General features: G+C 68.6%; 26 protein-coding genes. 12 read left to right on the forward strand and 14 right to left on the reverse strand.

Going from position 1 to position 23154, the window contains the following annotated elements; all coding sequences use genetic code 11:
- Position 1: 1 nt before the first annotated feature.
- From AQY21_RS01480 to AQY21_RS01500, 5 genes are all read right to left on the reverse strand, one after another.
- Positions 2 to 631: an ABC-type transport auxiliary lipoprotein family protein gene (locus tag AQY21_RS01480; RefSeq protein WP_065169877.1), complete on the reverse strand. Its 630-nt coding sequence runs from the start codon at positions 629 to 631 to the stop codon at positions 2 to 4.
- 8 nt (positions 632 to 639) lie between these two features.
- Positions 640 to 1941 carry an MlaD family protein gene (locus AQY21_RS01485; protein ID WP_058096114.1) on the reverse strand — a complete coding sequence of 434 codons (1302 nt, stop codon included), beginning with the start codon at positions 1939 to 1941 and terminating at the stop codon, positions 640 to 642.
- A gap of 4 nt (positions 1942 to 1945) precedes the next feature.
- Entirely contained in the window at positions 1946 to 2722 is a 777-nt protein-coding gene (locus AQY21_RS01490) for an ABC transporter ATP-binding protein (RefSeq protein WP_058096115.1), read from the reverse strand.
- Positions 2719 to 3813, reverse strand: a complete 1095-nt coding sequence (locus tag AQY21_RS01495; RefSeq protein ID WP_058096135.1) for an ABC transporter permease — start codon at positions 3811 to 3813, stop codon at positions 2719 to 2721. Before AQY21_RS01495 ends, AQY21_RS01490 begins: the two co-directional genes overlap by 4 nt.
- A 438-nt stretch (positions 3814 to 4251) precedes the next feature.
- Positions 4252 to 5169: a LysR family transcriptional regulator gene (locus AQY21_RS01500; protein ID WP_058096116.1), complete on the reverse strand. Its 918-nt coding sequence runs from the start codon at positions 5167 to 5169 to the stop codon at positions 4252 to 4254.
- Positions 5170 to 5259: 90 nt separating this feature from the next.
- On the opposite strand from AQY21_RS01500, the gene metF reads away from it, so the two are divergent.
- Positions 5260 to 6123, forward strand: a complete 864-nt coding sequence (gene metF / locus AQY21_RS01505) for a methylenetetrahydrofolate reductase [NAD(P)H] (protein ID WP_058096117.1) — start codon at positions 5260 to 5262, stop codon at positions 6121 to 6123.
- A gap of 24 nt (positions 6124 to 6147) precedes the next feature.
- Here the strand turns inward: metF and AQY21_RS01510 are convergent, their stop codons facing one another.
- Together AQY21_RS01510 and AQY21_RS01515 are read right to left on the reverse strand one after the other, a co-directional pair.
- The gene (locus AQY21_RS01510; protein ID WP_238986664.1) at positions 6148 to 7242 is read right to left on the reverse strand and encodes a DUF2235 domain-containing protein; all 1095 of its coding nucleotides are present in this window, start codon (positions 7240 to 7242) and stop codon (positions 6148 to 6150) included.
- An 80-nt stretch (positions 7243 to 7322) separates the two neighbouring features.
- Positions 7323 to 8480 carry a type III PLP-dependent enzyme gene (locus AQY21_RS01515; RefSeq protein WP_058096136.1) on the reverse strand — a complete coding sequence of 386 codons (1158 nt, stop codon included), beginning with the start codon at positions 8478 to 8480 and terminating at the stop codon, positions 7323 to 7325.
- A gap of 139 nt (positions 8481 to 8619) precedes the next feature.
- Between AQY21_RS01515 and AQY21_RS01520 the strand changes: the two genes are divergently transcribed.
- Positions 8620 to 9051: an Lrp/AsnC family transcriptional regulator gene (locus tag AQY21_RS01520; RefSeq protein WP_011748606.1), complete on the forward strand. Its 432-nt coding sequence runs from the start codon at positions 8620 to 8622 to the stop codon at positions 9049 to 9051.
- Here the strand turns inward: AQY21_RS01520 and rsmD are convergent.
- Positions 9018 to 9614 (reverse strand): 16S rRNA (guanine(966)-N(2))-methyltransferase RsmD, encoded by a 597-nt coding sequence (gene rsmD / locus AQY21_RS01525; RefSeq protein ID WP_058096119.1) that lies wholly within the window; start codon positions 9612 to 9614, stop codon positions 9018 to 9020. The two genes, AQY21_RS01520 and rsmD, sit on opposite strands and share 34 nt — an antisense overlap.
- Entirely contained in the window at positions 9611 to 10807 is a 1197-nt protein-coding gene (locus AQY21_RS01530; RefSeq protein ID WP_058096120.1) for an NAD(P)/FAD-dependent oxidoreductase, read from the reverse strand. The genes rsmD and AQY21_RS01530 overlap by 4 nt, the downstream gene beginning before the upstream one ends.
- A 79-nt stretch (positions 10808 to 10886) precedes the next feature.
- Here AQY21_RS01530 and AQY21_RS01535 point away from each other — a divergent pair, with 79 nt between their 5' ends.
- Complete coding sequence (locus tag AQY21_RS01535) at positions 10887 to 11369, forward strand: peroxiredoxin (RefSeq protein ID WP_058096121.1); 483 nt, start codon at positions 10887 to 10889, stop codon at positions 11367 to 11369.
- On the opposite strand, the gene AQY21_RS01540 is transcribed toward AQY21_RS01535, so the two are convergent.
- Positions 11303 to 12016, reverse strand: a complete 714-nt coding sequence (locus AQY21_RS01540) for a helix-turn-helix domain-containing protein (protein WP_058096122.1) — start codon at positions 12014 to 12016, stop codon at positions 11303 to 11305. The genes AQY21_RS01535 and AQY21_RS01540 overlap by 67 nt on opposite strands.
- An 88-nt stretch (positions 12017 to 12104) precedes the next feature.
- Between AQY21_RS01540 and AQY21_RS01545 the strand changes: the two genes are divergently transcribed.
- The 7 genes from AQY21_RS01545 to AQY21_RS01575 all read left to right on the forward strand — a co-directional run bounded on the left by AQY21_RS01545 (position 12105) and on the right by AQY21_RS01575 (position 18736).
- Positions 12105 to 12461 carry a DUF1428 domain-containing protein gene (locus AQY21_RS01545; protein WP_058096123.1) on the forward strand — a complete coding sequence of 119 codons (357 nt, stop codon included), beginning with the start codon at positions 12105 to 12107 and terminating at the stop codon, positions 12459 to 12461.
- Positions 12462 to 12471: 10 nt separating this feature from the next.
- The gene (locus AQY21_RS01550; RefSeq protein WP_058096124.1) at positions 12472 to 13260 is read left to right on the forward strand and encodes a VOC family protein; all 789 of its coding nucleotides are present in this window, start codon (positions 12472 to 12474) and stop codon (positions 13258 to 13260) included.
- Positions 13257 to 13892, forward strand: coding sequence for a YceI family protein (locus tag AQY21_RS01555; protein WP_058096125.1), 636 nt, complete (start codon positions 13257 to 13259; stop codon positions 13890 to 13892). Before AQY21_RS01550 ends, AQY21_RS01555 begins: the two co-directional genes overlap by 4 nt.
- Before the next feature lie 3 nt (positions 13893 to 13895).
- Positions 13896 to 14528: a glutathione S-transferase family protein gene (locus AQY21_RS01560; protein ID WP_058096126.1), complete on the forward strand. Its 633-nt coding sequence runs from the start codon at positions 13896 to 13898 to the stop codon at positions 14526 to 14528.
- Positions 14528 to 15190 (forward strand): glutathione S-transferase family protein, encoded by a 663-nt coding sequence (locus AQY21_RS01565; protein WP_058096127.1) that lies wholly within the window; start codon positions 14528 to 14530, stop codon positions 15188 to 15190. The genes AQY21_RS01560 and AQY21_RS01565 overlap by 1 nt, the downstream gene beginning before the upstream one ends.
- Before the next feature lie 60 nt (positions 15191 to 15250).
- A complete protein-coding gene (locus tag AQY21_RS01570) occupies positions 15251 to 18343 on the forward strand; it encodes a valine--tRNA ligase (RefSeq protein WP_058096128.1) in 3093 nt (1030 codons plus the stop codon).
- A 69-nt stretch (positions 18344 to 18412) separates the two neighbouring features.
- Positions 18413 to 18736, forward strand: a complete 324-nt coding sequence (locus tag AQY21_RS01575) for a DUF1992 domain-containing protein (protein WP_058096129.1) — start codon at positions 18413 to 18415, stop codon at positions 18734 to 18736.
- Here AQY21_RS01575 and AQY21_RS01580 read toward each other — a convergent pair.
- On the reverse strand, positions 18733 to 19395 hold the full coding sequence (locus tag AQY21_RS01580) for a sirohydrochlorin chelatase (RefSeq protein WP_238986665.1): 663 nt from the start codon (positions 19393 to 19395) through the stop codon (positions 18733 to 18735). The two genes, AQY21_RS01575 and AQY21_RS01580, sit on opposite strands and share 4 nt — an antisense overlap.
- 16 nt (positions 19396 to 19411) lie before the next feature.
- The gene (locus AQY21_RS01585; RefSeq protein WP_058096130.1) at positions 19412 to 19975 is read right to left on the reverse strand and encodes a DUF4202 domain-containing protein; all 564 of its coding nucleotides are present in this window, start codon (positions 19973 to 19975) and stop codon (positions 19412 to 19414) included.
- Positions 19976 to 20063: 88 nt separating this feature from the next.
- Here AQY21_RS01585 and AQY21_RS01590 point away from each other — a divergent pair, with 88 nt between their 5' ends.
- The gene (locus tag AQY21_RS01590) at positions 20064 to 20573 is read left to right on the forward strand and encodes an NnrU family protein (protein WP_058096131.1); all 510 of its coding nucleotides are present in this window, start codon (positions 20064 to 20066) and stop codon (positions 20571 to 20573) included.
- Here the strand turns inward: AQY21_RS01590 and AQY21_RS01595 are convergent.
- Positions 20557 to 21576, reverse strand: a complete 1020-nt coding sequence (locus AQY21_RS01595) for an FAD-binding oxidoreductase (protein ID WP_058096132.1) — start codon at positions 21574 to 21576, stop codon at positions 20557 to 20559. The genes AQY21_RS01590 and AQY21_RS01595 overlap by 17 nt on opposite strands.
- Before the next feature lie 48 nt (positions 21577 to 21624).
- Between AQY21_RS01595 and mnmD the strand changes: the two genes are divergently transcribed.
- Positions 21625 to 22281, forward strand: coding sequence for a tRNA (5-methylaminomethyl-2-thiouridine)(34)-methyltransferase MnmD (gene mnmD / locus AQY21_RS01600; RefSeq protein WP_058096133.1), 657 nt, complete (start codon positions 21625 to 21627; stop codon positions 22279 to 22281).
- Here the strand turns inward: mnmD and AQY21_RS01605 are convergent.
- Positions 22278 to 22994, reverse strand: a complete 717-nt coding sequence (locus tag AQY21_RS01605; protein WP_058096138.1) for a rhomboid family intramembrane serine protease — start codon at positions 22992 to 22994, stop codon at positions 22278 to 22280. The two genes, mnmD and AQY21_RS01605, sit on opposite strands and share 4 nt — an antisense overlap.
- Between the last annotated feature and the right edge of the window lie 160 nt (positions 22995 to 23154).

The raw sequence follows: 23154 nt of genomic DNA on the forward strand, positions 1-23154 counted from the left end.
CTCAGCGGCAGCGCGCGGGATCGACCCCCACGGCGCGCATACCCCAATCGGTCATCTGCGCGACAAGCTGCTGGCCGGCTGCGTCAAAGGCCGGGATCAGGTCCGAGGTCTTGGTCGTCGGCGCCTGGGCCGTGGCGGCGAACCGCCCGCGCGAGACGACGCGGGCGTCCATCTCGCGCACCATCTGCGCATCGACCGTGAGCTTGATGATGGCGCCCTGTCCTGCGACCTCGGCATTGAAATCGTTGATCTCGGAAATCAGCGCGTAATCACCCGCCGTGCCCAGCGGCGCGCGGCCGACATGGGTGAAGGCGTCATAGACGCCAAAGCCGCGAACCAGCAGGGTTTGCAGCGTCACCGGCACCGTGTCGCCCCAGCGCGCATCGGGCAGGTATTGCGTCTGCAATTGGTTCGGCCGGATCATGATGCGGTCGGTGTCCAGCGTGCCGCGCGCCTTGGGCGGCTCGATCACCAGTTCGGCCAGCCGGCCGCGGCCGCAGCTTTGCGGCACGTCCGAAGGCGGGCGCAGCTCGAAGACATCGCGGTCGGGCTCGCCTTCCAGCGCGCGCACCGCGGCGCAGCCCGGCAGGGTCAGGGTCAGGACAAGCAGGGCGGCGGTAATGCGCATCATGGACTCCCTCAGCGGCGGAACTCGGGCACGCGCGGTCCCGAGAAGACTTGCGACGGGTTGCGTCTCAGCGCCGAGACCAGCTCGTTCACATTGCCCACCAGCCCGCGCAGATCGCTGGCCATGCGGGTGAATTGCGGCAGCCCCTCGCGGGTGAAAGCCTGCACCGGCGCGCGGGCGCTGTCCAGCATGCCGCGCAGGCTGGCAAAGGCGGCGTCGGCGCTGTCGGCGGCATTGCGCAAGCGGTCGGTGATCTCGGGCAGGTCGGCGACCACGCGGTCGATGGCCTCGTTCGCCTTGCCCAGCGTCACCCGCAGATCGGCCACCACCGGCTCGACATTGCTGTTGATGACCCGGTCGGCGCCGTCGAAGGCCCGCTCGGCCGAGGCCAGCGTCCGCTGCCCGACCTCCAGCGCCGCGTCCAGGCTGTCGAGGCTCTGGTCCGCGCGCTCGGTCAGCCGGTTCAGATCGGATTGCAGCGTGGCGGCGGTCTGGTCCAGCCGCTGTGTCAGCGCCTTCAAATCGCCCGCGACATAGGCGCGCACCTCGTCCAGCGTGGCGGTGCCGGATTCCAGCGCCGTATCGACCTTGCCCGCGCTTTCGTTGAACTTGGCCAGCGCGGTATCGGCATTGCCCAGCGTCGTCTCGGCCGCCGCGCTGAGCCCGTCCAGCCGCTCGCCGAAGGCCGAGATGTCGGAGGCCGCAGAGGCGATGGAATCGGTGGCCGTGGTCACATCGGCCAGCGCCTTGTCCAGATTGGCGCTGGAGCGTTCGACATTGTCGAGGATATTGCGCACCCGGTCCTGGTTCTCGTCGCCCAGCAGCCGGGTCAGCTGCTCGGCCACGGTGTTGAGGCGCGACAGCATCTCGGGGCCCTGCTCCGACAGCGTTTGCAGGGCCGAGCGGTTGGCGGCGATCACCGGGATCGAATCTGGGTCCACGTCGCGCAGCAGGGGCGCGTCGGGCCGGCCCGAGGTGATCGCCACATTGGCGACGCCGGTGACGCCCTGGATCTCGATCGAGGCGCGGGAATCGGTGCGCACCGGCGTATCCTCGGCCACCTCGATCCGGACCCGGACCGCGCCGTTCACGCTTGGCGACAGCTGCATGTCCACCACCTTGCCGACGGAAAGCCCGGCGAACAGCACCTCCGAGGACACGCCCAGCCCCGACACCTCCGGGAAATAGATGTCGTAATAGGCGAACTGCCGGTCCAGTTGCAGCTTGGCGAACCACATCAGGAACACCAGCATTCCCAGGAAGCCGGCGATGGTGAAGGCTCCGATCAGCACGTAATTGGCCTTGGTCTCCATGGGCTTACTCCTTTGCGCGGCCGGTGGTCATGGCGGCGCGGGCGCGCGGGCCGTGGAAATATTCATGCACCCAAGGGTGATCGACCTGAAGCATCTCGGCCATGGTGCCGCTGACCAGCACCTTGTTTTCCGCCAGCACCGCGATGCGGTCGCAACAGGCATGCAGCGTATCCAGGTCATGGGTGACCAGAAACACCGACAGGTCCAGCGCATTGCGCAGCTCGACGATCAGCCGGTCGAAGGCGTCGGCGCCGATGGGGTCCAGCCCCGCCGTGGGTTCGTCCAGAAACAGGATCTCGGGGTCCAGTGCCAGCGCGCGCGCCAGCCCGGCGCGCTTCCTCATGCCGCCCGACAGGTCGGAAGGGTATTTGTCATTCGCGTTCCACGGCAACCCCGCCATCGAGACCTTCAGCTCGGCCAGCCCCTGCCGCGCCTCGGGCGACAGGTCCGGCACGGCGCGCAGCGGCACCTCGACATTCTCGCGCACGGTCAGCGAGGAAAACAGCGCCCCGCTCTGGAACATCACGCCCCAACGCCGCTCCAGCGCCTCGCGCGCCGGGCCGGTCAGCGCGCCGACATCCTGGTCAAAAACCCGCACCGTGCCGGCAGTGGGCTGGTTCAGTCCGACGATGGTGCGCAGCAGCACCGATTTCCCGGTGCCCGAACCGCCGACCACGCCCAGGATCTCGCCCCGCCGCAGGTCGAGGTCCAGCCCGTCATGCACGACATGGCGGCCGAACTGGGTGCGCAGCCCCCGGACCTCGATGATATTCCCGCTCACAGCCCCACCTCAGAGAAGAAGATCGAGAACAGCGCATCGGCGACGATCACGGCGAAGATGGCGTTGACCACGGCGCGCGAGGTCTCGGCCCCCAGCGATTCCGCGTCCTTGCCCACCTTCATCCCGGCATGACAGCCGATGACGCCGATGATCAGCGCAAAGACCGGCGCCTTGGACAGGCCGACGATGACGTGATCGACGCTGGTATCCGCCAGCAGCCGATAGCGGAACATCGAGGGCGAGATGCCCAGCTCGATCCAGGACATCAGCGCGCCGCCGACCAGCCCGGCGATATTGGCGATCAGCCCCAGAATCGGCAGGGTGATGATCAGCGCCAGCACGCGCGGCAGGACCAGCACCATGTCGGGGTCCAGCCCCAGCGTGCGCATGGCGTCGATTTCCTCGTTCATCTTCATCGAGCCGATCGAGGCGGTCAGCGCCGAGGCGGTGCGGCCCGCGACGATGATCGCGGTCAGCAGGATGCCCAGCTCGCGCAGGATGGAAATGGCGATCAGGTCGATGACAAAGACCTCGGCCCCGAACTGGCGCAACTGGACGGCGCCCTGAAAGGCCAGCACGATGCCGATCAGAAAGGACATCAGCGCCACGATGGGCACGGCACGCAAGCCGGTCTCCTGGCAGTGATACACCAGCGAGGTAAAGCGGAAATCGCCCGGATGCAGGATGCCGCGCGCCAGGGCGGCCAGAAAGCGGCCCAGATATTCCGCGATCTCGCGCAGGAACACCAGCGCGGCGATCACGCGGCGGCCGGTCTGCTCCAGCATCAGCCGCCAGCCGGCGGGGCCGGCAGTCTCGGCATCGGGCTGCGGCAAGGCCTGCCGCACGGTGTCAAGCAGCCGCGCCTGCGCCTCGGTCAACCCGTCGAGCCGCGCCCCCTCGCGCTCGCGCCCGGTCAGATACCAGGCGGCGGCGGTGTCGAGACGGGTCAGCCCCGACAGCTCCAGCCGGGAGGCGGTGCCGGCCTCGGGCGGCAACTGGCCAAGCGTCCAGACGGTGAACTCGCCTGCGAGCCGCAGCTCGCCGTCCGAGACGGTGGCGCTGAGCTTGGGATCGGCGGGAGGGCTGGCCATGACGGTCCTGATCGAAAAGGATGAATGGGATTCATCCAGCGATTGCGGGGCTTTGTCAAATCCGCGCGGCATTTCCGGCCGAAGGCTGTGGCCGATCCGCCCCGGCCAGGCCTCCGCCGGTCGCCGGGTGAAATGTTGCAGACAGATTTATCGAAGCTTTCTGATTTGTATATATTGACCAAATTACCCGCTCTGGTTTAGTTGAAGCATTCCGTTTTCCTGCATGGGGCGACGACGGTCGCCTTGGGCCATGCCGGCGGGAAAAACGCTGCGGATCGGTGATCCAAGGCGCGGCCGGCATGAAAAACCGTTTGCGGCATGGCCTGCGGCCCTTGCGGCCCAAGGCGCATGCCGGGAAGGCTCCTCGGGATCCGGCTGAACGAGTGTCATTTTGACCATGATCCCGAGGATGACCGCCCCCTGCCCGGCCCAGGGGGGTCAGCTTTGCGCCAGGGCGCGCATCATCCTGACCGGCTCGGTCCGGGCCAGGCGCAGCACGTGGGCCATATAGGGCTGTTGCAGATCCTCGGTCCGCAGCGCGGCATAGAGCCGGCGCAGCATCCCCTGCCGACCCAGCGGCAGCAGCGCCAGCTCGGGGTTGCCGGCCTGGGCACGCAGCACCCAATCGGGCATGACCGCCACCCCGCGCCCCGAGGCGATCAGCATGAGCGCGATGGCGGTCTGCTCGACCTGCCGGACATGGGCCGGCTCGATCCCGGCCGGATCGAGGAATTGCGAGAACACGTCCAGCCGCGCCCGCTCCATCGGATAGGTGATCAGGGTCTCGCCCGCCAGATCGGCCGGCTCGGCATAGCCCTTGGCGGCCAGCGGGTGGCTGGCGGCGACCACCAAGGTCGGAGCATAGTCGAACAGCGGCTGGAAGGTGATGCCGGAAATCTCCTCGGGATCGGAGGAAATCACCATGTCCACCTGCCCCCGCTGCAAGGCCGGCAGCGCCTTCAGCGCCAGGCTTGAGCGGATGTCCAGATCGACCTCGGGCCAGGCGCGGCGGAACTGGTCCAGCACCGGCAAGAGCCAGTCGAAACAGTGGTGGCATTCCATCGCCACATGCAGACGGCCTGCGCGGCCCAGTTCGACGGCGCGGAACTCGGCCTCGGCGGCATCAATCAGCGGCAAGACCTGCTCGGCCGTGCGCAAAAGCCGCATCCCCGCCGCCGACAGCCGCAAGGGCTTGGTTTTGCGCAGGAAAAGCTCCACCCCTGCCTGCTCCTCCAGCGCCTTGATCTGATGCGACAGCGCCGATTGCGTCAGGTTCAGCACCTCTGCCGCACGGGCCAGGCCGCCCTGCTCATGGATGGCGCGCAGGCTGCGCAGGTGGCGAAGCTCGAGGTGCATCTTGATTGGCGCTCATGACGATCTTGAAGATTATGAATTTGTCTCACGTCGTGGCGCATGTCACAAGGCCTGCGACAAAAGGATGGCACCATGACGACACCCGCGATCAGCTTTGAATTCTTCCCGCCCCGGAACCTCGACCAGTCGTTCCGGCTGTGGGAGACGGCGCGCGCGCTGGCGCCGCTGGGGCCGGATTTCGTCTCGGTCACCTATGGCGCGGGCGGCACCACCCGGCAGCTGACGCATGAGGCGGTGACGGCGCTGGCCAGCCATTACGGGCTGAACGTCGCCGCGCATCTGACCTGCGTCGATGCCACGCGCGAGGAGACCTTGCAGATCGTCCAGGATTACGCGGCCGCCGGCGTGCATGAGATCGTGGCGCTGCGCGGCGACGCGCCGCAGGGGCAGGAGCGCTTCACCCCGCATCCCGACGGCTTCGCCAATTCGGTCGAGCTGATCGAGGCCATCGCGGCGCGCGGCGACATGACCGTGCGCTGCGGCGCCTATCCGGAACCGCATCCGGAAAGTCCCGACACCGCCGCCGACGTGGCTTGGCTCAAGCGCAAGGTCGATGCCGGCGCCACATCGGCGATGACGCAGTTCTTCTTTGACGCCGAGACCTATTTCCGCTTTCGCGATTCCTGCCTCGCGGCGGGGATCGAGGCGCCGATCATCCCCGGCATCCTGCCGATCCAGAGCTGGGCCGGCACCCGCCGCTTTGCCGAACGCTGCGGCACCTCGGTCCCGCAATGGGCCGAGGACGCATTTGCCGCCGCCGGCAAGGAGGGCGAAGCCCAGCTGGCGCTGGATGTCTGCGTCAAGCTGTGCGAGCGGCTGGTCGAGGGCGGCGTGGACAAGCTGCATTTCTACACGCTGAACAAGCCCGAGCTGGTGCTGAAGGTCTGCGCCGCGCTGGGGATCGCGCCCAAGGGCGAATTCTCGCGCGTGGCCTGAACTGCGCGGGCCGGGCGAAGGGGATCAGCCATCCGGCCCCTGTCCCGTCTGCGCCGCCGGTTCGGGTTGCGCCACCTTTGCCCTGCCCGTCTCCGCTGCCACTGGCGCCGGCGGCGTCGGCCTTGCCCGGACCAGCCGGCGATGCGGGCGCGGCGGCGCGGCATCGGCCAGCGCCCCGGCCAAGAGCGCGGGGCCGGTATAGGGCCGCGGCACGGAGGGGTGCAGCATCTCGGACGGGTCCGCCCCGGCCAGGCGCGGCGCGCGCGCCAGAAAGGCCTTGCCCCAGTTGCGCCATGACCCGACCGAGGGCGCGGTCGCGTCACAAGGGAAATGCGCGCGCCAGCCGTGGGGCAGCGGCAGGCCGAAGCCTTCGGCCCGCGACATCATCCAGACCAGCGGGATATTGGCCAGCGGCCGGGCATATTCCAGCCCCGAAAGTTGGCCGCCCACATCCGGGTGGCAACCGCGAAACCACATCTGCTCGATCCGGCCAGGCGCCGAGGCGCTGTCCCAGATCAGCGGCTGGAAGGCCGCCCGCGTTTCATCCAGGGCCAGCGCCTGCACGCCATGCTCGACCTCGGCGCCCAGATGCGCGTCGTGAAAGCGAAAGCGCGGCTCGGTCAGCATCCATAACAGCGGCAGCCGGATACCCAACGCCATCACGGTATCGAAGACGCCGATCATGCGGATCGGCACCGCCGGATGGCACAGCGCGGGGTCCAGCCGCCCGACCAGCCGGTCGCGGCCGTTGCGGTAAAGTTGCCAGGCCTGCTGCACGTTGCGGCGCGTCGCATGGGCATGGGTCAGCAGCCCGACGCGCCCGATCATCCCCGCAAGCGATCGCACGGCGAAGGCGCCGCGAGAATAGCCGAGAAAGAACAGGGGATTGCCCGGCCGCCATTCGCGGGCAAGCCAGGAATAGGCATCGCAGATATGCCGCTCCAGGGCCGAACCCATGGCCAGTTCCGGCAGCGTGCGCCAGGCCTCCCATTGCTGGCCGGGCGCGTAATGCACCCGCACCGGCGCCGGCAACGCCCCGCATTCGCCCGACAGCATGGCGTGGATTCTGGCGATGGAGGACCTTCGCCCCTCGGTCAGCGAGGCGAAGGTGCCATCCATCAGCACAACCTGACATATCGGCGGACGCGTTGATTCCATGCGGCAACGCTAGCACGGAAAAGCGAAGCGTCGATTAATGCCTATTCAAGCGCGTTCACGGTCAGGTGCGCCATCAGCCCGAACCCGTTGAAGCGGGTGTTGGTGACCGTCGAATAGGCGCCGGCACCGTGGAAGATGACATAGTCGCCTTCCTGGATATTGGCCGGCAGGGTCAACTCGCCCGGCAGGCGGTCCACCGAATCGCAGGTCGGGCCGAAGATGACGCGCGGCATCGGCTCGTCCTCGCGCGGGGTGCCCTCGGGGGTCAGCACCTGCAGCCGGTCGAGATTGCCGACGATGGGCAGTTCGAATAGCCCGCCATAGACGCCGTCGTTCAGGAACACGTTCTGGCCGTCGCGCACCGCCTTGACGCGGGTGATCAGCGAAAAGGCATCGGCGCAAAGCCCGCGGCCGGGCTCGCAGACCAAGGCCGGGGCCTGGCCGTCGAAAGCCTCGTCGGCGACGCGGCGGATCAGCTGGAAGATCGCGGCCAGGTCGGGCTCGACCCCGGTCACGCGATGCGAGGGGAAGCCGCCGCCCACGTTCAGCCGCCGCGCCTTGACGCCCGCCATGGCGCAGATCTCGGCTGCCGTAGTGATATAGCTTTCCCAGGCATGCGGATCGGTGCATTGCGTGCCCGGGTGGAAGGTCAGCGAGGGGATGTAGCCGCGATCCGCCACCGCGCGCAGCAACTCCGCCGCCAGTTCCGGCGAGGCGCCGAATTTCGAGCCGAAGTCATAGGCCGCGCCCAGCACCGGCAGCTTGAAACGCGGCGAGATCTCGCAATTCTCGGTGGGCACGCGGGCGAAAAGCTTGTCCAGCTCCGAGCGGCTGTCCACCGACCAGGCCTTGATCCCCGCCTCGACGGCATGGGCGATCTCGGCCTGCGAGCGCACGGGGTTGTGGTAATGCCGCGCCGCATCCGGGGCCAGCCGGCCGATCAGGTCGATCTCATAGGGCGAGGCCACGTCGAAGCCCTTGATCCCGGCGGCCGAAAGGGTGCGGATCACCGCCTCGTCCGGGTTCGACTTGACCGCATAGGTGACGAGGCCGGGAAAGCCTTGCAGGAACCGCTGGGCGGTGGCGCGCAAGACCGACGGGGCAAAGACCATCACCGGATTCTCCGGCGCCAGTCTGCGGATGATCTCGGCGGGATTGCTCCAGACGGTCTTGGGGCCGCGGCCCTCGGTCAGTCCCATCGGCATGTCCTTCCTGTGCGCGTGTGGGGTGGAAACAAGTCTGCGCCCTATGGGTTCCGATTGCTGCAATGAAAAGGGTGGAAATGGGCCGCAGCTTCGTTAATATGACGAAAATTTCGGCAAATCGACAGGTGGGCGGGTGGACGAACTTGATCGGGGGATTCTGGCCCATCTGGCGCAGGATGCGCGCATGTCCGTAGCGGTTCTGGCGCGGCGGCTCAAGGTGGCGCGTTCCACCGTGCAGGCGCGGCTGGAGCGGCTGGAAACCTCGGGCGCCATTGCCGGATACACGCTGCGGCTGGGCGATTCCGCGCGCGAGCATCGCATCCGCGCCACCTGCCTGCTGACCATCGAGCCGCGCGCGCAGGCGGCGATCCTGGCCCGGCTGCGCAGCCTGCCCGAGGTCGAGCGCATCCATACCACCAGCGGGCGCGTCGATCTTTTGCTGCAATTGGCCGCCATATCGACCAGCCAGCTTGACGATGTGCTCGATCAGATCGGCGGATTGACCGGCGTCCGCTCAAGCGAGAGCCTGATTCACCTGTCCACCAAGCTGGATCGCGCCACCTGATCGTGTCCCGCGCGCAACAATGTGACGATCGTGTCGCCGTATTTGCGCTGGTCGATCTGCGCGAGTCCCGTGACCGGGGGCGGCGCGGCCGATTCTTCCCAGACCACCATGCCGCCCGGGGCAATCCAGCCACCGGCCAAGGCCGATTCCAGCGCACGTTCGCCCAGCCCCTTGCCATAGGGCGGGTCCAGGAACACCAGCCCATAGGGCGCGCCGCGATTCTCGCCCAGCTTGGTGGCGTCGCGGCGCCAGACATCGGTCACGCCCATGGCGCGGGCCTTTTCGATATTGCTGCGCAGCAGCCCCCGCGCCGCCACGCCGTCATCGACGAAGGCCACGCGCGCCGCGCCGCGCGACAGCGCCTCCAGCCCCAGCGCGCCGGTGCCGGCGAACAGGTCCAGAACCCGCGCGCCGGGGACCGGATTGCCATGCGTGCCGTTGATCAGCAGGTTGAAGATCGATTCGCGCACCCGGTCGGTGGTCGGGCGCAGATGCGCGGCCGGATCGCCGGCGCCGACCTCGGCCAGTTTCAGCCCGCGCAGGGTGCCGCCGACGATCCTCATGCCATCAGCGCCTTCAGGTCGGCGGCCTCGGCCACGGCCTCGGGACTGGGCGAGCGGCCGCCCTCGATCAGCCGCTTGCCGATCATATAGGCGCGGGCGTCGTTCAGCGCGTCCACCGCGATCAGATAGCCGCCGCGGAAATACCAGACCGAGCCGCCATTCGCGGCGGGCCGCGTCACCACCCGGTCGTAACCCAGGTTCAGCCCGGCGATCTGCAATTTCGCGTCGAACTGGTCCGACCAGAACCAGGGCTTGGGCACATAGGCGGCATTCGCGCCCAGCATGTTCGCCGCCACCGCCTCGGCCATGTCGATGGCATTGCCGACGCTTTCCAACCGCAGCCGCCCTCCGGCTGCCGGAAAGCTGGCGCAATCGCCCGCCGCCCAGATCGCCGGATCCGAGCTGCGGCCAAGCGCATCCGTGGCGATGCCGTTGTCGATGGCCAGCCCCGCCGCCTCGGCCAGCGCGGTCTCGGGCGCGATGCCGATGCCGCAGATCACCAGATCGGCCGGCAGGCGGCGGCCATCGGCCAGCTCGACCCCGTCCGCCGCCACGTCGCCGGTGATGCGGGCGATGCCGGTGCCCTCGACGATCTCGACGCCATGGGCACGGTGCAGAGCGCGGATCATGTCCGCGGTCTCGGGTGCGGCGACGCGGCCCAGGATGCGCGGCGCGGCCTCGACCAGCGTCACCTCCAGCCCCAGCTTGCGGGCCACCGCGGCGGCCTCCAGCCCGATATAGCCGCCGCCGATCACCACCAGCCGCCGCCCGGCGACCAGCGCCGGCCGCAGCCCCGCGATGTCGGCCAGGTTGCGCACCACATGCACGCCGGGCAGGTCGCCGCCCATCGCGGCGGGCAGGCGGCGCGGCGCGGCGCCCAGCGTCAGGGCCAGCTGGTCATAGGGATGCTCGCCGCGATCCGTCACCACCATGCGGCGGTCGCGGTCGATGCGGGTAGCGCGCTCGCCCAGGTGCAGGGCGATGCGCTGATCCGCCCACCAGTCCGGGGCGCGCAGCGTCAGCCGGTCCAGCCCCATCTGGCCCAGCAGATAGGCCTTGGACAGCGGCGGGCGCTGATAGGGCGGGGCGGGCTCGTCGCCGATGACCGCGATGCCGCCGTCGTGCCCCAGCGCGCGCAGTTTCGCCGCCAGAGAGGCCGCCGCCTGTCCCGCACCAAGGATCACGATGTTCATTCTTCGCCCTCGCTGGTTTGCCCGCGGCGCAGAGCCTATAGTCGCGCCCGGAACGATGCAATTGACGGAGGAACCGCGCATGTCCATCTCGAAAGGCGACAAGCTGCCCGAAGGCAAGCTGCTCAAACCGGGCGCCAACGGGCCCGAGGAAGTGGCCGCCGCCGATCTGGCCAAGGGCCGCGTGGCGATCTTTGCCGTGCCGGGCGCCTATACGCCGACCTGCACCAATGCCCATATGCCCAGCTTCGTGAAGAACGCCGACAAGTTCCGCGACAAGGGCGTGTCGCGCGTGGTCTGCATCACGGTGAACGACCCCTTCGTGGCCGGGAAATGGGCCGCGGATACCGGCGCGACCGATGCCGGGATCGAGGTGCTGGCCGATGGCGACGGCAGCTTCACCAAGGCGCTGGGGATGAATATCGAGGGCGCGGGCTGGGTCAACGGCCGCTCGAAACGCTATGCCATGCTGGTCAATGACGGCACGGTCGAAGAGCTTCAGGTCGAGGAATCGCCCGGCGCCTGCTCGGTCACCTCGGGCGATTCGCTGCTCGACCTGGTCTGAGGCGCCAGGCGGAACAGCGCCGTGAACTGCTGCGCGGCGCTGCGGTCGCCGCGCAGCGCGATCAGCCCGGCCGAGGCCAGCGCCACCGGCCCCGGCCCATAGACCGCCGCCGCCAGCGCATTGCCCGAACCCTCCAGCACGAAATCCGCCGCCGGCGCCCGCGCCGCCCGGACCCGCGGCATCCCGTCCGTCGAAAGCGCGACCTCGAACCCTTCCTTGCCCGAGACGAAGCCGGCGCGCAGCGGTGATCCGGCGGCACCGGCGCTGTCCACCGTGGCCGAGATCGAGATCATCAGCGCGGAAATGCTGATGAACTTCCGCGGATCGTGTCCCGGCATCACCAGCGCCCAGCGGCACAGCTCGCGCAGCAGCGGATGCAGCGCCCGGCCGGCATCGGTCAGCGCGTAAAGCCCCAGCACATCGTCATGCGCCACCACCCCCGCCTGCACCAGCTGGGTCAGGCGCTGGGTCAGCACGCTGGCGGTGACGCCGGGCAGCCCGGCGCGGATCATCTGGAATCGCTTGGGCGCGAACATCAGTTCGCGCACCACCAGAAGCGCCCAGCGGTCGCCGATGAAATTCAGCGCATGGGCGCCAAGGCACCCTTCTTCATAGCGCAGTCGCGAGATCTTGCCGGTGTCAGTCATGTTTGGATATTAACAGTTGCTTTTTCATACTGCAACTGCCAGCCTGCGACTCATTGGCGCATGCAGCGCCCGATGAGAAGGAAGAGAGATGACCTACTACTCCGGTTTCCTGCTGCCGGTTCCGACGGCGAACAAGCAGAAATACATCGACATGGCCCAGGGGGCCTGGTCCATGTTCAAGCGCCATGGCGCGCTGCGCATGGTCGAGGCCTGGGGCGTGGACGTGCCCCGCGGCAAGGTCAACGACTTCTACATGTCCACCCAGGCCAAGGACGACGAGACCGTGGTGTTCTCGTGGATCGAATGGCCCGACAAGGCGACCGCGGATGCGGGCTTCGAAAAGATGATGTCCGACCCCGAGATGCAGGGACCACCGGAAATGCCCTTCGACGGCATGCGGATGATGTGGGGCGGTTTCGAGCCCATCGTGGACGAGAAGGCCTGAGGGGGCGGCCATGTATCACGGCAAACCCTGCTGGTTCGAGCTCTCCACCGCCAAAGGCGGGCTCGACGCGGCCGAGGCCTTCTATGGCAGGATCCTCGGCTGGACGATCGCGGATTCCGGGATGGAGGGCTTTACCTATCGCCTCGCCAGCCACGGCGGCGACATGGTCGCCGGGCTGATGGAGATGCCGGACGATTGCGCCGACGTTCCGCCCTTCTGGATGATCTATTTCGACGTGGACGATGCCGATGCCACGGCGGCCAAGATCAAGACGCTGGGCGGCTCGGTGTTCCGCGAGCCGGCGGACATTCCCGGCACCGGGCGCTTCGCCGTCGTGACCGATCCGCAGGGCGCCACCTTCGGCATCCTGCAACCGGCGCCGATGGACCCGCAGCCCCCGGTCGAATCCGGGGCCTGGAACCAGGGCAAGGAAAGCCACGGCAACTGGATCGAGCTGATGTCCACCGATCCCGGCGCGGGCTTCGACTTCTATGCCGAGCTGTTCGGCTGGACAAAGTCCACCGCCATGGACATGGGCGAGATGGGCACCTACCAGCTGTTCGCCTGGCAGGGCGGCGAGATCGGCGGCATGATGGGGCTGGGCAATGCGCCCGTGCCCTGCTGGCTGCCCTATTTCGGCGTGAACGGTGTCGATGCCGCCATCGCCCGCATTCGCGACGGCGGCGGCGAGGTCCTGCACGGCCCGATGGAGGTGCCTGGGCCGGCCTTCATTGCGGTGGCGCGCGACCCGCAGGGCGCGCATTTCGCCATCGTCGGGCCCAAGGACGAAACGCCATGATCCGCGCGACCCTGATCGCGCTTGCTCTCTGGGCCGCACCCGCTGCGGCCCAGGAGGTGACGCCAGAGAGCATCCCGCGCGGCCAGCAGGACTATCACGCCGCCGGCGCCGGGGCCTATCGCCTGGACCCGGCGCATGCGGCGGTGCAGGCCCGCGTGCCGCATATGGGCTTTTCGGTCAGCGTGTTCCGTTTCGGCGCCGTCTCGGGCCAGCTCGACTGGAACCCGGACGACCCGGCGCAAAGCCGGCTGGAAGCCGAGGTCGAGATCGCCTCGATCATGACCCCGGTCCAGGGCTTTGCCGAGATCCTGACCGGCCCGAACTATCTGGACAGCGCGGCGAACCCCACCGCGCGCTTCACCGCCGACAGCTTCAGCGCGGAAAGCCCGACCAAGGGCAAGGTCTCGGGCCAGCTGACGCTGCTGGGCAAGACCCAGCCCGCCACATTCGACGTGACGCTGATCGGCGCGGGCAAGGGCTATACCGGCGACGAAGCCGGCAATCCGATCATCCGCGACCTGATCGGCATCCATGCCCGGACCGACATCGACCCGCAGGCCCATGGCATGAACGAATTCTTCACCGATCCGATCACCATCGAAATCGACGCCGAGTTCGCCCGGCAGGAGTAAGCCATGACATTCGTGATCACGACCTACGACTGGGTGCCGCCCTTTGCCGTGGGCTATGTCCGCGACCTGCGCATCCGCTGGGCTTGCGAGGAAGCCGGCCTGCCCTACGAGATCGAGACCACCAGCGTGCGCGAAAAGACCCCGCAGCATTTCGCCCGCCAGCCCTTCGGCCAGGTGCCGATCCTGCGCGACGGTCCGCTTTCGCTGTTCGAGAGCGGCGCCATCCTGCTCTATCTCGGCGAACGTTCCGAGGCACTGATGCCGCGCGAGGCCGCCGCGCGGGCCGAAACGCAGCAATGGCTGGTCGCCGCGCTCAACAGCCTTGAACCGGCGGTGATGGCCATGGCGCTGGCGCGGATCTTCGATCAGGACGCAAGGGCCGAGGAACTGGCCCTGCCGCGCCTGCACGAGCGTCTGGAGCAGCTGGTCCCGGTGCTGGAGGGGCGGGACTTCGTCGCGGCCGGCCGCTTCACCATCGCCGACCTGCTGCTGGCCGATGTGCTGCGCGTGGTGGACAGCCTGGGCGAGCTGGGGGCCCATCCGGTGCTTTCCGCCTACATGAACCGCATCACCGCCCGCCCGGCCTTCCAGCGCGCCCATGCCGCGCAGCTCGCGCATTTCGCGCAGGCCGCGTGATGCTGACGCTCTACGGCCACCCCCTGTCCTCCTATACGCAGAAGGTGCTGATCGCGCTTTACGAACTGGGGACGGATTTCGAGTTTCGCCATATCGACCTGGGTGACGAGGGCGACCGGGCACTGATGCGCTCGCTTGAACCCATGGGCCGGATGCCGGCGCTGCGCGAGGGCGATCTGGTGCTGTCGCAAAGCTCGCTGATGATCGAATGGCTGGACCGGCACCATCCCGGGCCGCAGCGCCTGCTGGACCCCGACCCCGACGCCTCGCTGCCGGCGCGGCAATGGGATCGCTTCCTGGATTTCCAGGTCATGCAGATGATGCAACAGATCGTCGATGCCCGCATCTTCATGTCCGAGGGGGCCGAGGAGCGGGTCTCGCCCTTTGCCCGCGGCAAGCTGGACCTGGCCTATGCCGCGCTCGACCGGCAGCTGGACGGCCGAGACTGGATCGTCGGCGGCTTCGGCCTGGCGGATTGCGCCGCCATGCCGGCGCTGTTCTATGCCGGGGCCATCCATCCCTTCGATGCCCACCCGGCGCTGTCGGCCTATTTCGACCGGCTGATGCAACGGCCTTCGGTCCAGCGGGTGATCGCGGGCGCGCAGCCCTGGTTTCAGTATTTTCCCTTCAAACAGGGGATTCCGGCGCGCTTCCTGACCTAGCGCCTCTTGGCCTTTCGCCCGCGCTTCGCTATCCCCTTTTCGATTCGAGGGGTAAGCGACATGGCCATGGACAAGACTTTCGACGCCGGGACCGCCGAGGCGCGGATCGCGCGGGAATGGGCGGCAAGCAATGCCTTCGCCGCGGGCGCCAATGCGAAGCCGGGGGCGAAAAGCTTCTCGGTGGTGATCCCGCCCCCGAACGTGACCGGCAGCCTGCATATCGGCCACGCGCTGAACAACACGCTGCAAGACATCCTGGTGCGCTGGCACCGGATGCGCGGTTTCGACACGCTGTGGCAGCCCGGCCAGGACCATGCCGGCATCGCCACGCAGATGGTGGTCGAGCGCCAGATGGCCGAGCGGCAGGAACCCAACCGCCGCGAGATCGGGCGCGAGGCCTTCCTGCAAAAGGTCTGGGCCTGGAAGCAGGAATCCGGCCATACCATCGTCGAGCAGCTGAAGCGCCTGGGCGCCAGCTGCGACTGGTCCAGGAACGCCTTCACCATGTCCGGCGCCCCCGGCGCGCCCGAGGGCGAGGAGGGCAATTTCCACGATGCCGTCATCAAGGTCTTCGTGGACATGTATGAGAAGGGGCTGATCTATCGCGGCAAGCGGCTGGTCAACTGGGACCCGCATTTCGAGACCGCGATTTCCGACCTTGAGGTCGAGAACCGCGAGGTTCCCGGCCATATGTGGCATTTCAAATATCCGCTGGCCGGCGGCGAAACCTATGAATATGTCGAGCGCGACGCCGACGGCAACGTCACCCTGCGCGAGATGCGCGACTATATCAGCATCGCCACCACCCGGCCCGAAACCATGCTGGGCGACGGCGCCGTGGCGGTGCATCCGGACGACGCCCGCTATGCCCCCATCGTCGGCAAGCTTTGCGAGATCCCGGTCGGGCCCAAGGAGCACCGCCGCCTGATCCCGATCATCACCGACGACTATCCCGACCCGGATTTCGGCTCGGGCGCGGTCAAGATCACCGGCGCGCATGACTTCAACGACTATGCCGTCGCCATGCGCAACGACATCCCGCTCTATGTGCTGATGGACGGCAAGGGGCGGATGCGCGCCGACGGCCTGTCCTATGAGGAAAGCGCCGAGATCGCCACCCGCGCCGCCAAGGGCGAGGACGTGGGCGACGTCTCGAACGTGAACCTGGTCCCCGAGGAATTGCGCGGCCTGGACCGCTACGAGGCGCGGGCCCGCGTGGTCGAGGCGATTACCGAGGAAGGGCTGGCGGTCACCTATCTGCACAAGTCCATCGACAAGGAAACCGGCGCCGAGCATCTGGAGCGCCGGCCGCTGGTGGACAGCAAGCCGATCATGCAGCCCTTCGGCGACCGCTCGGGCGTGGTCATCGAGCCGATGCTGACCGACCAATGGTTCGTGGACACGGCGAAGATCGTCGGCCCGGCGCTGGAGGCGGTGCGCTCGGGCCAGACCCGCATCCTGCCCGAACAGCACGAGAAGGTCTATTTCCACTGGCTGGAGAATATCGAGCCCTGGACCATCAGCCGCCAGCTCTGGTGGGGCCACCAGATCCCGGTCTGGTACGGGCTCGACCTGCGGCTGGAAGGCCAGGTCGAGGACGACCATGACGGCGTGCTGGACGAGGTCGAGATCTTCGCCCTGCTGGAAGAAGGCCTGGTGCATCGCGACGAGATCCACCATGCCGCGTCGAGCTTTGCCGAGGTGGTCGAGAAGTTCCGCGATTCCATCGCCGAGCTGCCGGTGCCGCTGGAAATGGCCCGCGTGACCGAGGTTGCCGACCGCGAGGCCGCCATCGACGCTTTTGCCCAGGGGCTGGCGGACTACAACCTGACGCAGGATCCGACCAAGCTGGTCTATCCGGTCTGGCGCGACGCGGACGTGCTGGACACCTGGTTTTCCTCGGGGTTGTGGCCCATCGGCACGCTGGGCTGGCCCGAGGACACGGCCGAGTTGCGCCAGTATTTCCCGACATCGGTGCTGGTCACCGGCTTCGACATCATCTTCTTCTGGGTGGCCCGGATGATGATGATGCAGCTGGCCGTGGTCGGGCAGGTGCCGTTCCGCACCGTCTATGTCCACGGCCTCGTGCGCGACGAAAAGGGCGCCAAGATGTCGAAGTCGAAAGGCAACGTCATCGACCCGCTGACCCTGATCGACGAATATGGCGCCGATGCGCTGCGCTTCACCCTGACCAGCATGGCCGCCATGGGCCGCGATCCCAAGCTGGGGCCGAAACATGTCGAGGCGAACCGCAATTTCGTCACCAAGATCTGGAACGCCACCCGCTTTGCCGAGATGAACGGCGTGCGCGGCGGCGTGGCGCGGCCCCAGCCGCAGCATGTGGTGAACCGCTGGATCATCGGCGAGGTCGCCCGCATCCGGCAAGCCACCGACGAGGCGCTGGAAACATTCCGCTTCAACGATGCGGCGACCGGGCTTTACGCCTTCGTCTGGGGCAAGGTCTGCGACTGGTACGTCGAGTTCTCCAAACCCCTGTTCGACGGTGAATATGGCGAGGAGACCCGGGCCACCATGGGCTGGGTGCTGGACCAGTGCTATACCCTGCTGCACCCGATCATGCCCTTCGTCACCGAAGAGCTGTGGGCGCTGACCGGGGATCGCCAGCGGATGCTGGTGCATGGCGACTGGCCCGCCTACGGCGCCGAGCTGATCGACGCCGAGGCCGACCGGCAGATGAACTGGGTGATTGCGCTGATCGAGGCCATCCGCTCGGCCCGCGCCCAGATCGGCGTGCCGGCCGGCGCCCGCCCCGACCTGATCGTGACCGAGGCCGACGATGCGGCGCGGGCGGCGCTGGCCGCCAACGCGCCGCTGATCGAGCGGCTGGCGCGGGTGAATGCGCCTGCCGAGGGTACCATGGGGCCGGGCATGATCTCGGTCGCGGCGCTGGGGGCGAGCTTCGCGCTGCCGGTCGGCGAGATGATCGACGTCAAGGCCGAAACCGCGCGGCTGGAAAAAGCTGCCGCCAAGGCCGAAAAGGATGCGCAAGGATTGCGCGGGCGGCTGGCCAATCCGAAATTCGTCGAGAATGCCGAAGCCGAGGTGATCGAGGAGACGCGCGAGAAGCTCGCGGCGCTGGAGGACGATCTGGCGCGCATCCGCGCGGCGCTGGCGCAGCTGGCGGCGATGTAAGCCACCGGCCCTTGCGCCGTGCCGGTGGCTCGGTCGCAGGGGTATTTGGAAAACGGAAAGGCGGGCGGGATGCGCTGGCTGGAACGGATTGCCGAACGGATGATGCTGAAGGCCAGGGCCGAGGGCAAGCTTTCGGGCCTGGAGGGCGAGGGCAAGCCCTTGCCGCAGCGGCATGAGCCCGAGACGGGCGAGGCCATCGGCTTTCGGATCATGGCCGAGGCCGGTGTCCTGCCCGAAGAGATCGTGCTGAAGAAGCGTATCGACGGCGAGCGCACGGCGCTGGCCGGGATCCCGGAAGGGGCCGAGCGCGACGCGGCGCTGGCGCGGATCGCCGATCTGGAGATGCGCCGCGCCATCGCCATCGAGGCGCGGCGGCGGTTCATGAAGAGCTAAAGCGCGCGGCCGATGGCCCTGGCGATCATCGCCGGAACCTCGGGGGCGAGGCCGACGGGGGGCAGAAGGAGGCCCTGGAAGCGCGCCTGGGAGAGGGCCGCGGGCAGGTCGTCGGTGACGTGATCGGCCTGGGTGGCAAAGAGCGGCAGGCAGATCGCCTGCGCGGGCAGGCCGCGGGCGGCCTCGGCGATATGGGGCGCTTCCTCGATGAAGCCGCAGGTCGCGGCGGCGGCATGCGGGGCGAGGCTTGCCGCGATCTGCCGTGCGGCCTCGGACGGCGCGCGCGAGCGGCCGGAGCCGTGGGCGGCGACCAGCACATGGGTTTCGGCCAGCCGCCAGCCCTGCGCCTCGGCCGCCCCGGCGACCTGGGCGAGGCAGAGCGCGGGCAGGCCGGGATCGCTGCCGAAGGGCGGCAGGATGTGGGCCTGCGCCGCACCGGCCAGCGCCAGCCGGCGGGGCAGTTCGCTGCGGGTGAACCAGCCCGTCGCCATGAACAGCGGATAGATCAGCGTCTCGTCATCCGCCCGGTCCAGCGCGCCGGGCATGGCCAGCGTCGCGCCCCGGACCTGCGCACCGGGGACATGGATGCGGGCGGCCAGCGCCTCGATGGCCTGTTGCTGCGGGGCGGGGTCGCCGGGCTGGCCATGGGCGACGATCAAGACCTGGGGCGGCACCCTAGGCACGGAAGGCGGCGGCGAAGGGCTCGGGGATGGCGAATTCCTCCAGCGCGCGGGCGCGGGCCATGGCCGACATCTTGCGCGCGGTCCTTTCCACGATGCGTTGCAACTCGTCCGGGTCGCGCCCCTCGGCAAAGGGGCCCATATACCAGCGGATGAAGGTGAAGCAGGCCACGTCCTCCAGCGCCTGCACCTCGTCGTCGCGCTTGATGCCCTGCTTGGTCAGCATCTTTTCGGCATGGGCGATATCCTCGTCGCCATAGCCGGCCTCGCGCATGATGCCGGCGATGCGGGCGGCGTGGCGGCGGCCCTGCTCGGTGCGCCATGCCAGATAGCCGGCGCGGTCCATCGGATAGGCGTCGCGGGGCAATTGCCAGCGTTCGACATGCTGGCCGCGGCAGGCGATGCGCAGCGGTTCCGAGGCATCGGGGTAAAGCGCCTGCTGTTCGGCCGTCATGCGCTGGCCGTAGAGCAGCGCCTCGGGCTGGCCGTCCGGGCTGCGATGCGGGTCGGCGGAATTGGCCTTGTCGACGGCGTCGAAAGCTTTCTGAAGGCGGGTCATGCGGTCCTCTTTTTACGCCATCATGCCGCAGGAGCGCGCGGCGTCAACGCGGATTGCCGTCGCGCGGGCGCAAGGCTAGGCTTCCGGCATGGAATGGGGCGAATTCATCCTGGCGCTGGCGGCCTTCCTGGGCTCGCATGTCATCCCGGCCCGGTTTCGCGAGCCGCTGGTCGCGGGGCTGGGGCGGCGTGGCTATGTCATCGGCTACAGCCTGCTGTCGCTGGCGCTGCTTTACTGGCTGATCCTGGCGGCGGCGCGGGCGCCCTATGTCGAGCTTTGGCCGCAGGAGCCATGGATGCGCTGGCTGGTCAACATCGCCATGCCCGTGGCGGTGCTGGCGGCGGCAGTGGGCGGCATGGCGGGGCTGATGGCGGGCTTCACGCTCTGGGGCGCGGCGCATCTGGTCGCGAACGGCGATCTGGCGCATGTGGTCCTGTTCGGCCTTCTGCTGGTCTATGCCCTGTTCGGGCTGGCGATCAGCCTGCGCCGCGGTATCGCGCTGCGCCCGACCTGGCCGCGGCTGGCCGCGGCGGTGCTGGTCTGGCTGGCGCTGTACCACCTGCATCCGCTGGTGATCGGGGTCAGTCCCCGGCCTTAGGCTCGAGCACCCTGAAGCCCTCGGGGATGCGGTCGCGCCCGTCGAGAATCAGATCGGCCAGCAGGACCGCGCAGGCCGGCGCCATGGCGAGACCGATCTTGAAGCCGCCATTCGCGACGTAATGGCCGGGCCGCCCGGGCCAGGGGCCGACCAGCGGCGCACGGGATTTCGCCCGCGGCCGGATGCCGGCCCAGCGATCCACGACCGGCGCATCGCCAAGCGCCGGGCAGAGCGCGCGGGCCTTGTCGATCAGCGCCTCGAGCTGCGCGTCGGTGCCGGTGTCCATGGCGTCGCGTTCCGAGGTCGAGCCGATGGCCACCGTGCCGTCGGCATGGGGCACGATATGCAACCCGTCGGCGAAGACCTGCGGCTGATCGGGGGCGGAAAACGCCAACAGCGCCGATTGTCCCTTGACGCCGCTGCCGCCGAAAGGCGTAAGCCCCGCCACCCCCGTGGCCCAGATCGCCGGGGCATCCGGCGCCGCTTCTCCCTCGACGATCTCGCCGCCCCGGGCGCGGATCGCAGCGGCCAGCGCGGCGCCAGCCCGGCGCGGGCTGATCCGCGCCGTCAGCCGGTCCACCAGCCACCGCCCCGAGGGCGAGGCCGGCACCAGCACCCCCTGCGGCGCATCGGTCAGCTCCATCCCCGCCCAGGCCGGCCAATGCGCGCTGGCCGCTTCGATGCGCTCGGCCATGCGCGCCTCGGCACCCTCGGCCACCGGCTGGATGCGGCCGGTGCGGGCATAGCCGGGATCCACGCCGCCCGCCGCCGCGACCTCGGCCCACCAACCGGCCGCCGCAACCAGCGCCTCCAGTTGCACCTGCTTCTTGGCGTTCCAGTTCTCGGGCGCATGCGGGGCCAGCGCCCCAACATGCCCGCCCGAGGCGCCGGCGCCGATCCGCACCGCCTCGAAGATCCGCACGCGCGCCCCGCGCCGCACCAGCTCCCATGCGCAGGCGAGACCGAACACCCCCGCGCCCGCCACCGTGATTTCGCTTGCCATTCCGCCGCCCCTTGCCGCATTTGCCGTGCAAAAGAGGAGTTAGCGCGGATGGATCAGCGCGACCAGAGCGGCGCCGACCTGGACTGGCGCGAGGGTGCGATCCCGGTCTCGCGCCGCTTCGACGACCCCTATTTCAGCCTGAACGGCGGGCTGGACGAGACGCGCCATGTCTTTTTGGCCGGCAACGACCTGCCGCAGCGGCTGAGGCCCGGCTTTCATGTCGCGGAACTGGGCTTCGGCACCGGGCTGAACCTGCTGGCGCTGGCGCAGGTCGCCACGGTGCCGATCCGCTTCACCAGTTTCGAGGCTTTCCCGATGAGCGTCGAGGAGCTCGCCCGCGCCCATGCCGCCTTTCCCGAACTGGAGCCGCTGGCGCGGCAGTTGCGCGACAAATGGCCGCAGCGGCGCCTCACCCTGGGCACGGTCGCGGCCGAGATCATCGAGGCGGACGCCCGTAAGGCGCTGCCCGACTGGGACGGCCGCGCCGATGCCTGGTTCCTCGACGGGTTCTCGCCCGCCAAGAACCCGGAACTCTGGGGCGAGGCGCTGATGGCCGAGGTGGCGGCCCATACCGTGCCGGGCGGCACCTTTGCCACCTATACCGCGGCGGGCCATGTGCGCCGGGCGCTGGCGGCGGCGGGGTTCACGGTCGGCCGCGCCCCCGGCTTCGCCGGCAAGCGTCACATGAGCCGCGGCCGGCTCTAGCGCCGGACCGGCGGGATGCGCGAGGGGGCATAGGTCGGCGCATGCGGCGGCCGGCCATGGGTGCGGCGCCAGAAACCCGGCCCGCCCCGGCGCAGGAAGACCGGCACCGCCAGCACGATCCCGGCGACGAAGCCGGCGGCATGGGCGACATAGGCCACGCCGTCATTCACCATGCTGGCGCTCGACAAAAGCTGGATGCCGAACCAGGCCAGCAGCAGCACCCAGGCCGGGATGGTAAAGCGGCGGATGATGACGATGATGATGGCGATCACATCGACGCGGGCGCGCGGGAACATCAGCAGATAGCCACCCATCACCCCGGCGATCGCGCCCGAGGCGCCGACCATGGGAATGTCGCTCATCGGATCGGTGGCGATCTGCCCCGCAGCCGCCGCCAGCCCGCAGGCAAGATAGAAGACCAGAAAGCCGAGGCGGCCCATCTGATCCTCCAGATTGTCGCCGAACACCCACAGGAACAGCATGTTGCCGGCGATATGCATGATCCCGGCATGCAGGAACATATGCGTCACCAGCCCCCACAGCCAGTCGCCATGCGCGATCGCCACCGGATAGAGCGCCAGCCGGTGCCACAGTTCGACCTGCCCGCCCGCCCAGGGCATGGTGATCAGGAACATCGCCACGTTCAGCAGGATCAGCGCATGGGTCACATAGGGCGTGCGCTCGGAGGGGTTGTGGTCGCGGATCGGGAACATGGCCTCAGCCTGAAGCATCGCATGGGCGCGCGCAAGCGGGCCTGTTCGGATCGCCGACCCGCGTATAGCATCGGCTCCGAATCGCATCGAGGAGGGGCCCGAGATGACCAGCCTGACCGACCGCAAGAATGCCGCCATCTCGCGCGGCGTGGGCATGACC

Source organism: Paracoccus sp. MKU1 (genome assembly GCF_001447385.1).
Taxonomy (GTDB): Bacteria; Pseudomonadota; Alphaproteobacteria; order Rhodobacterales; family Rhodobacteraceae; genus Paracoccus.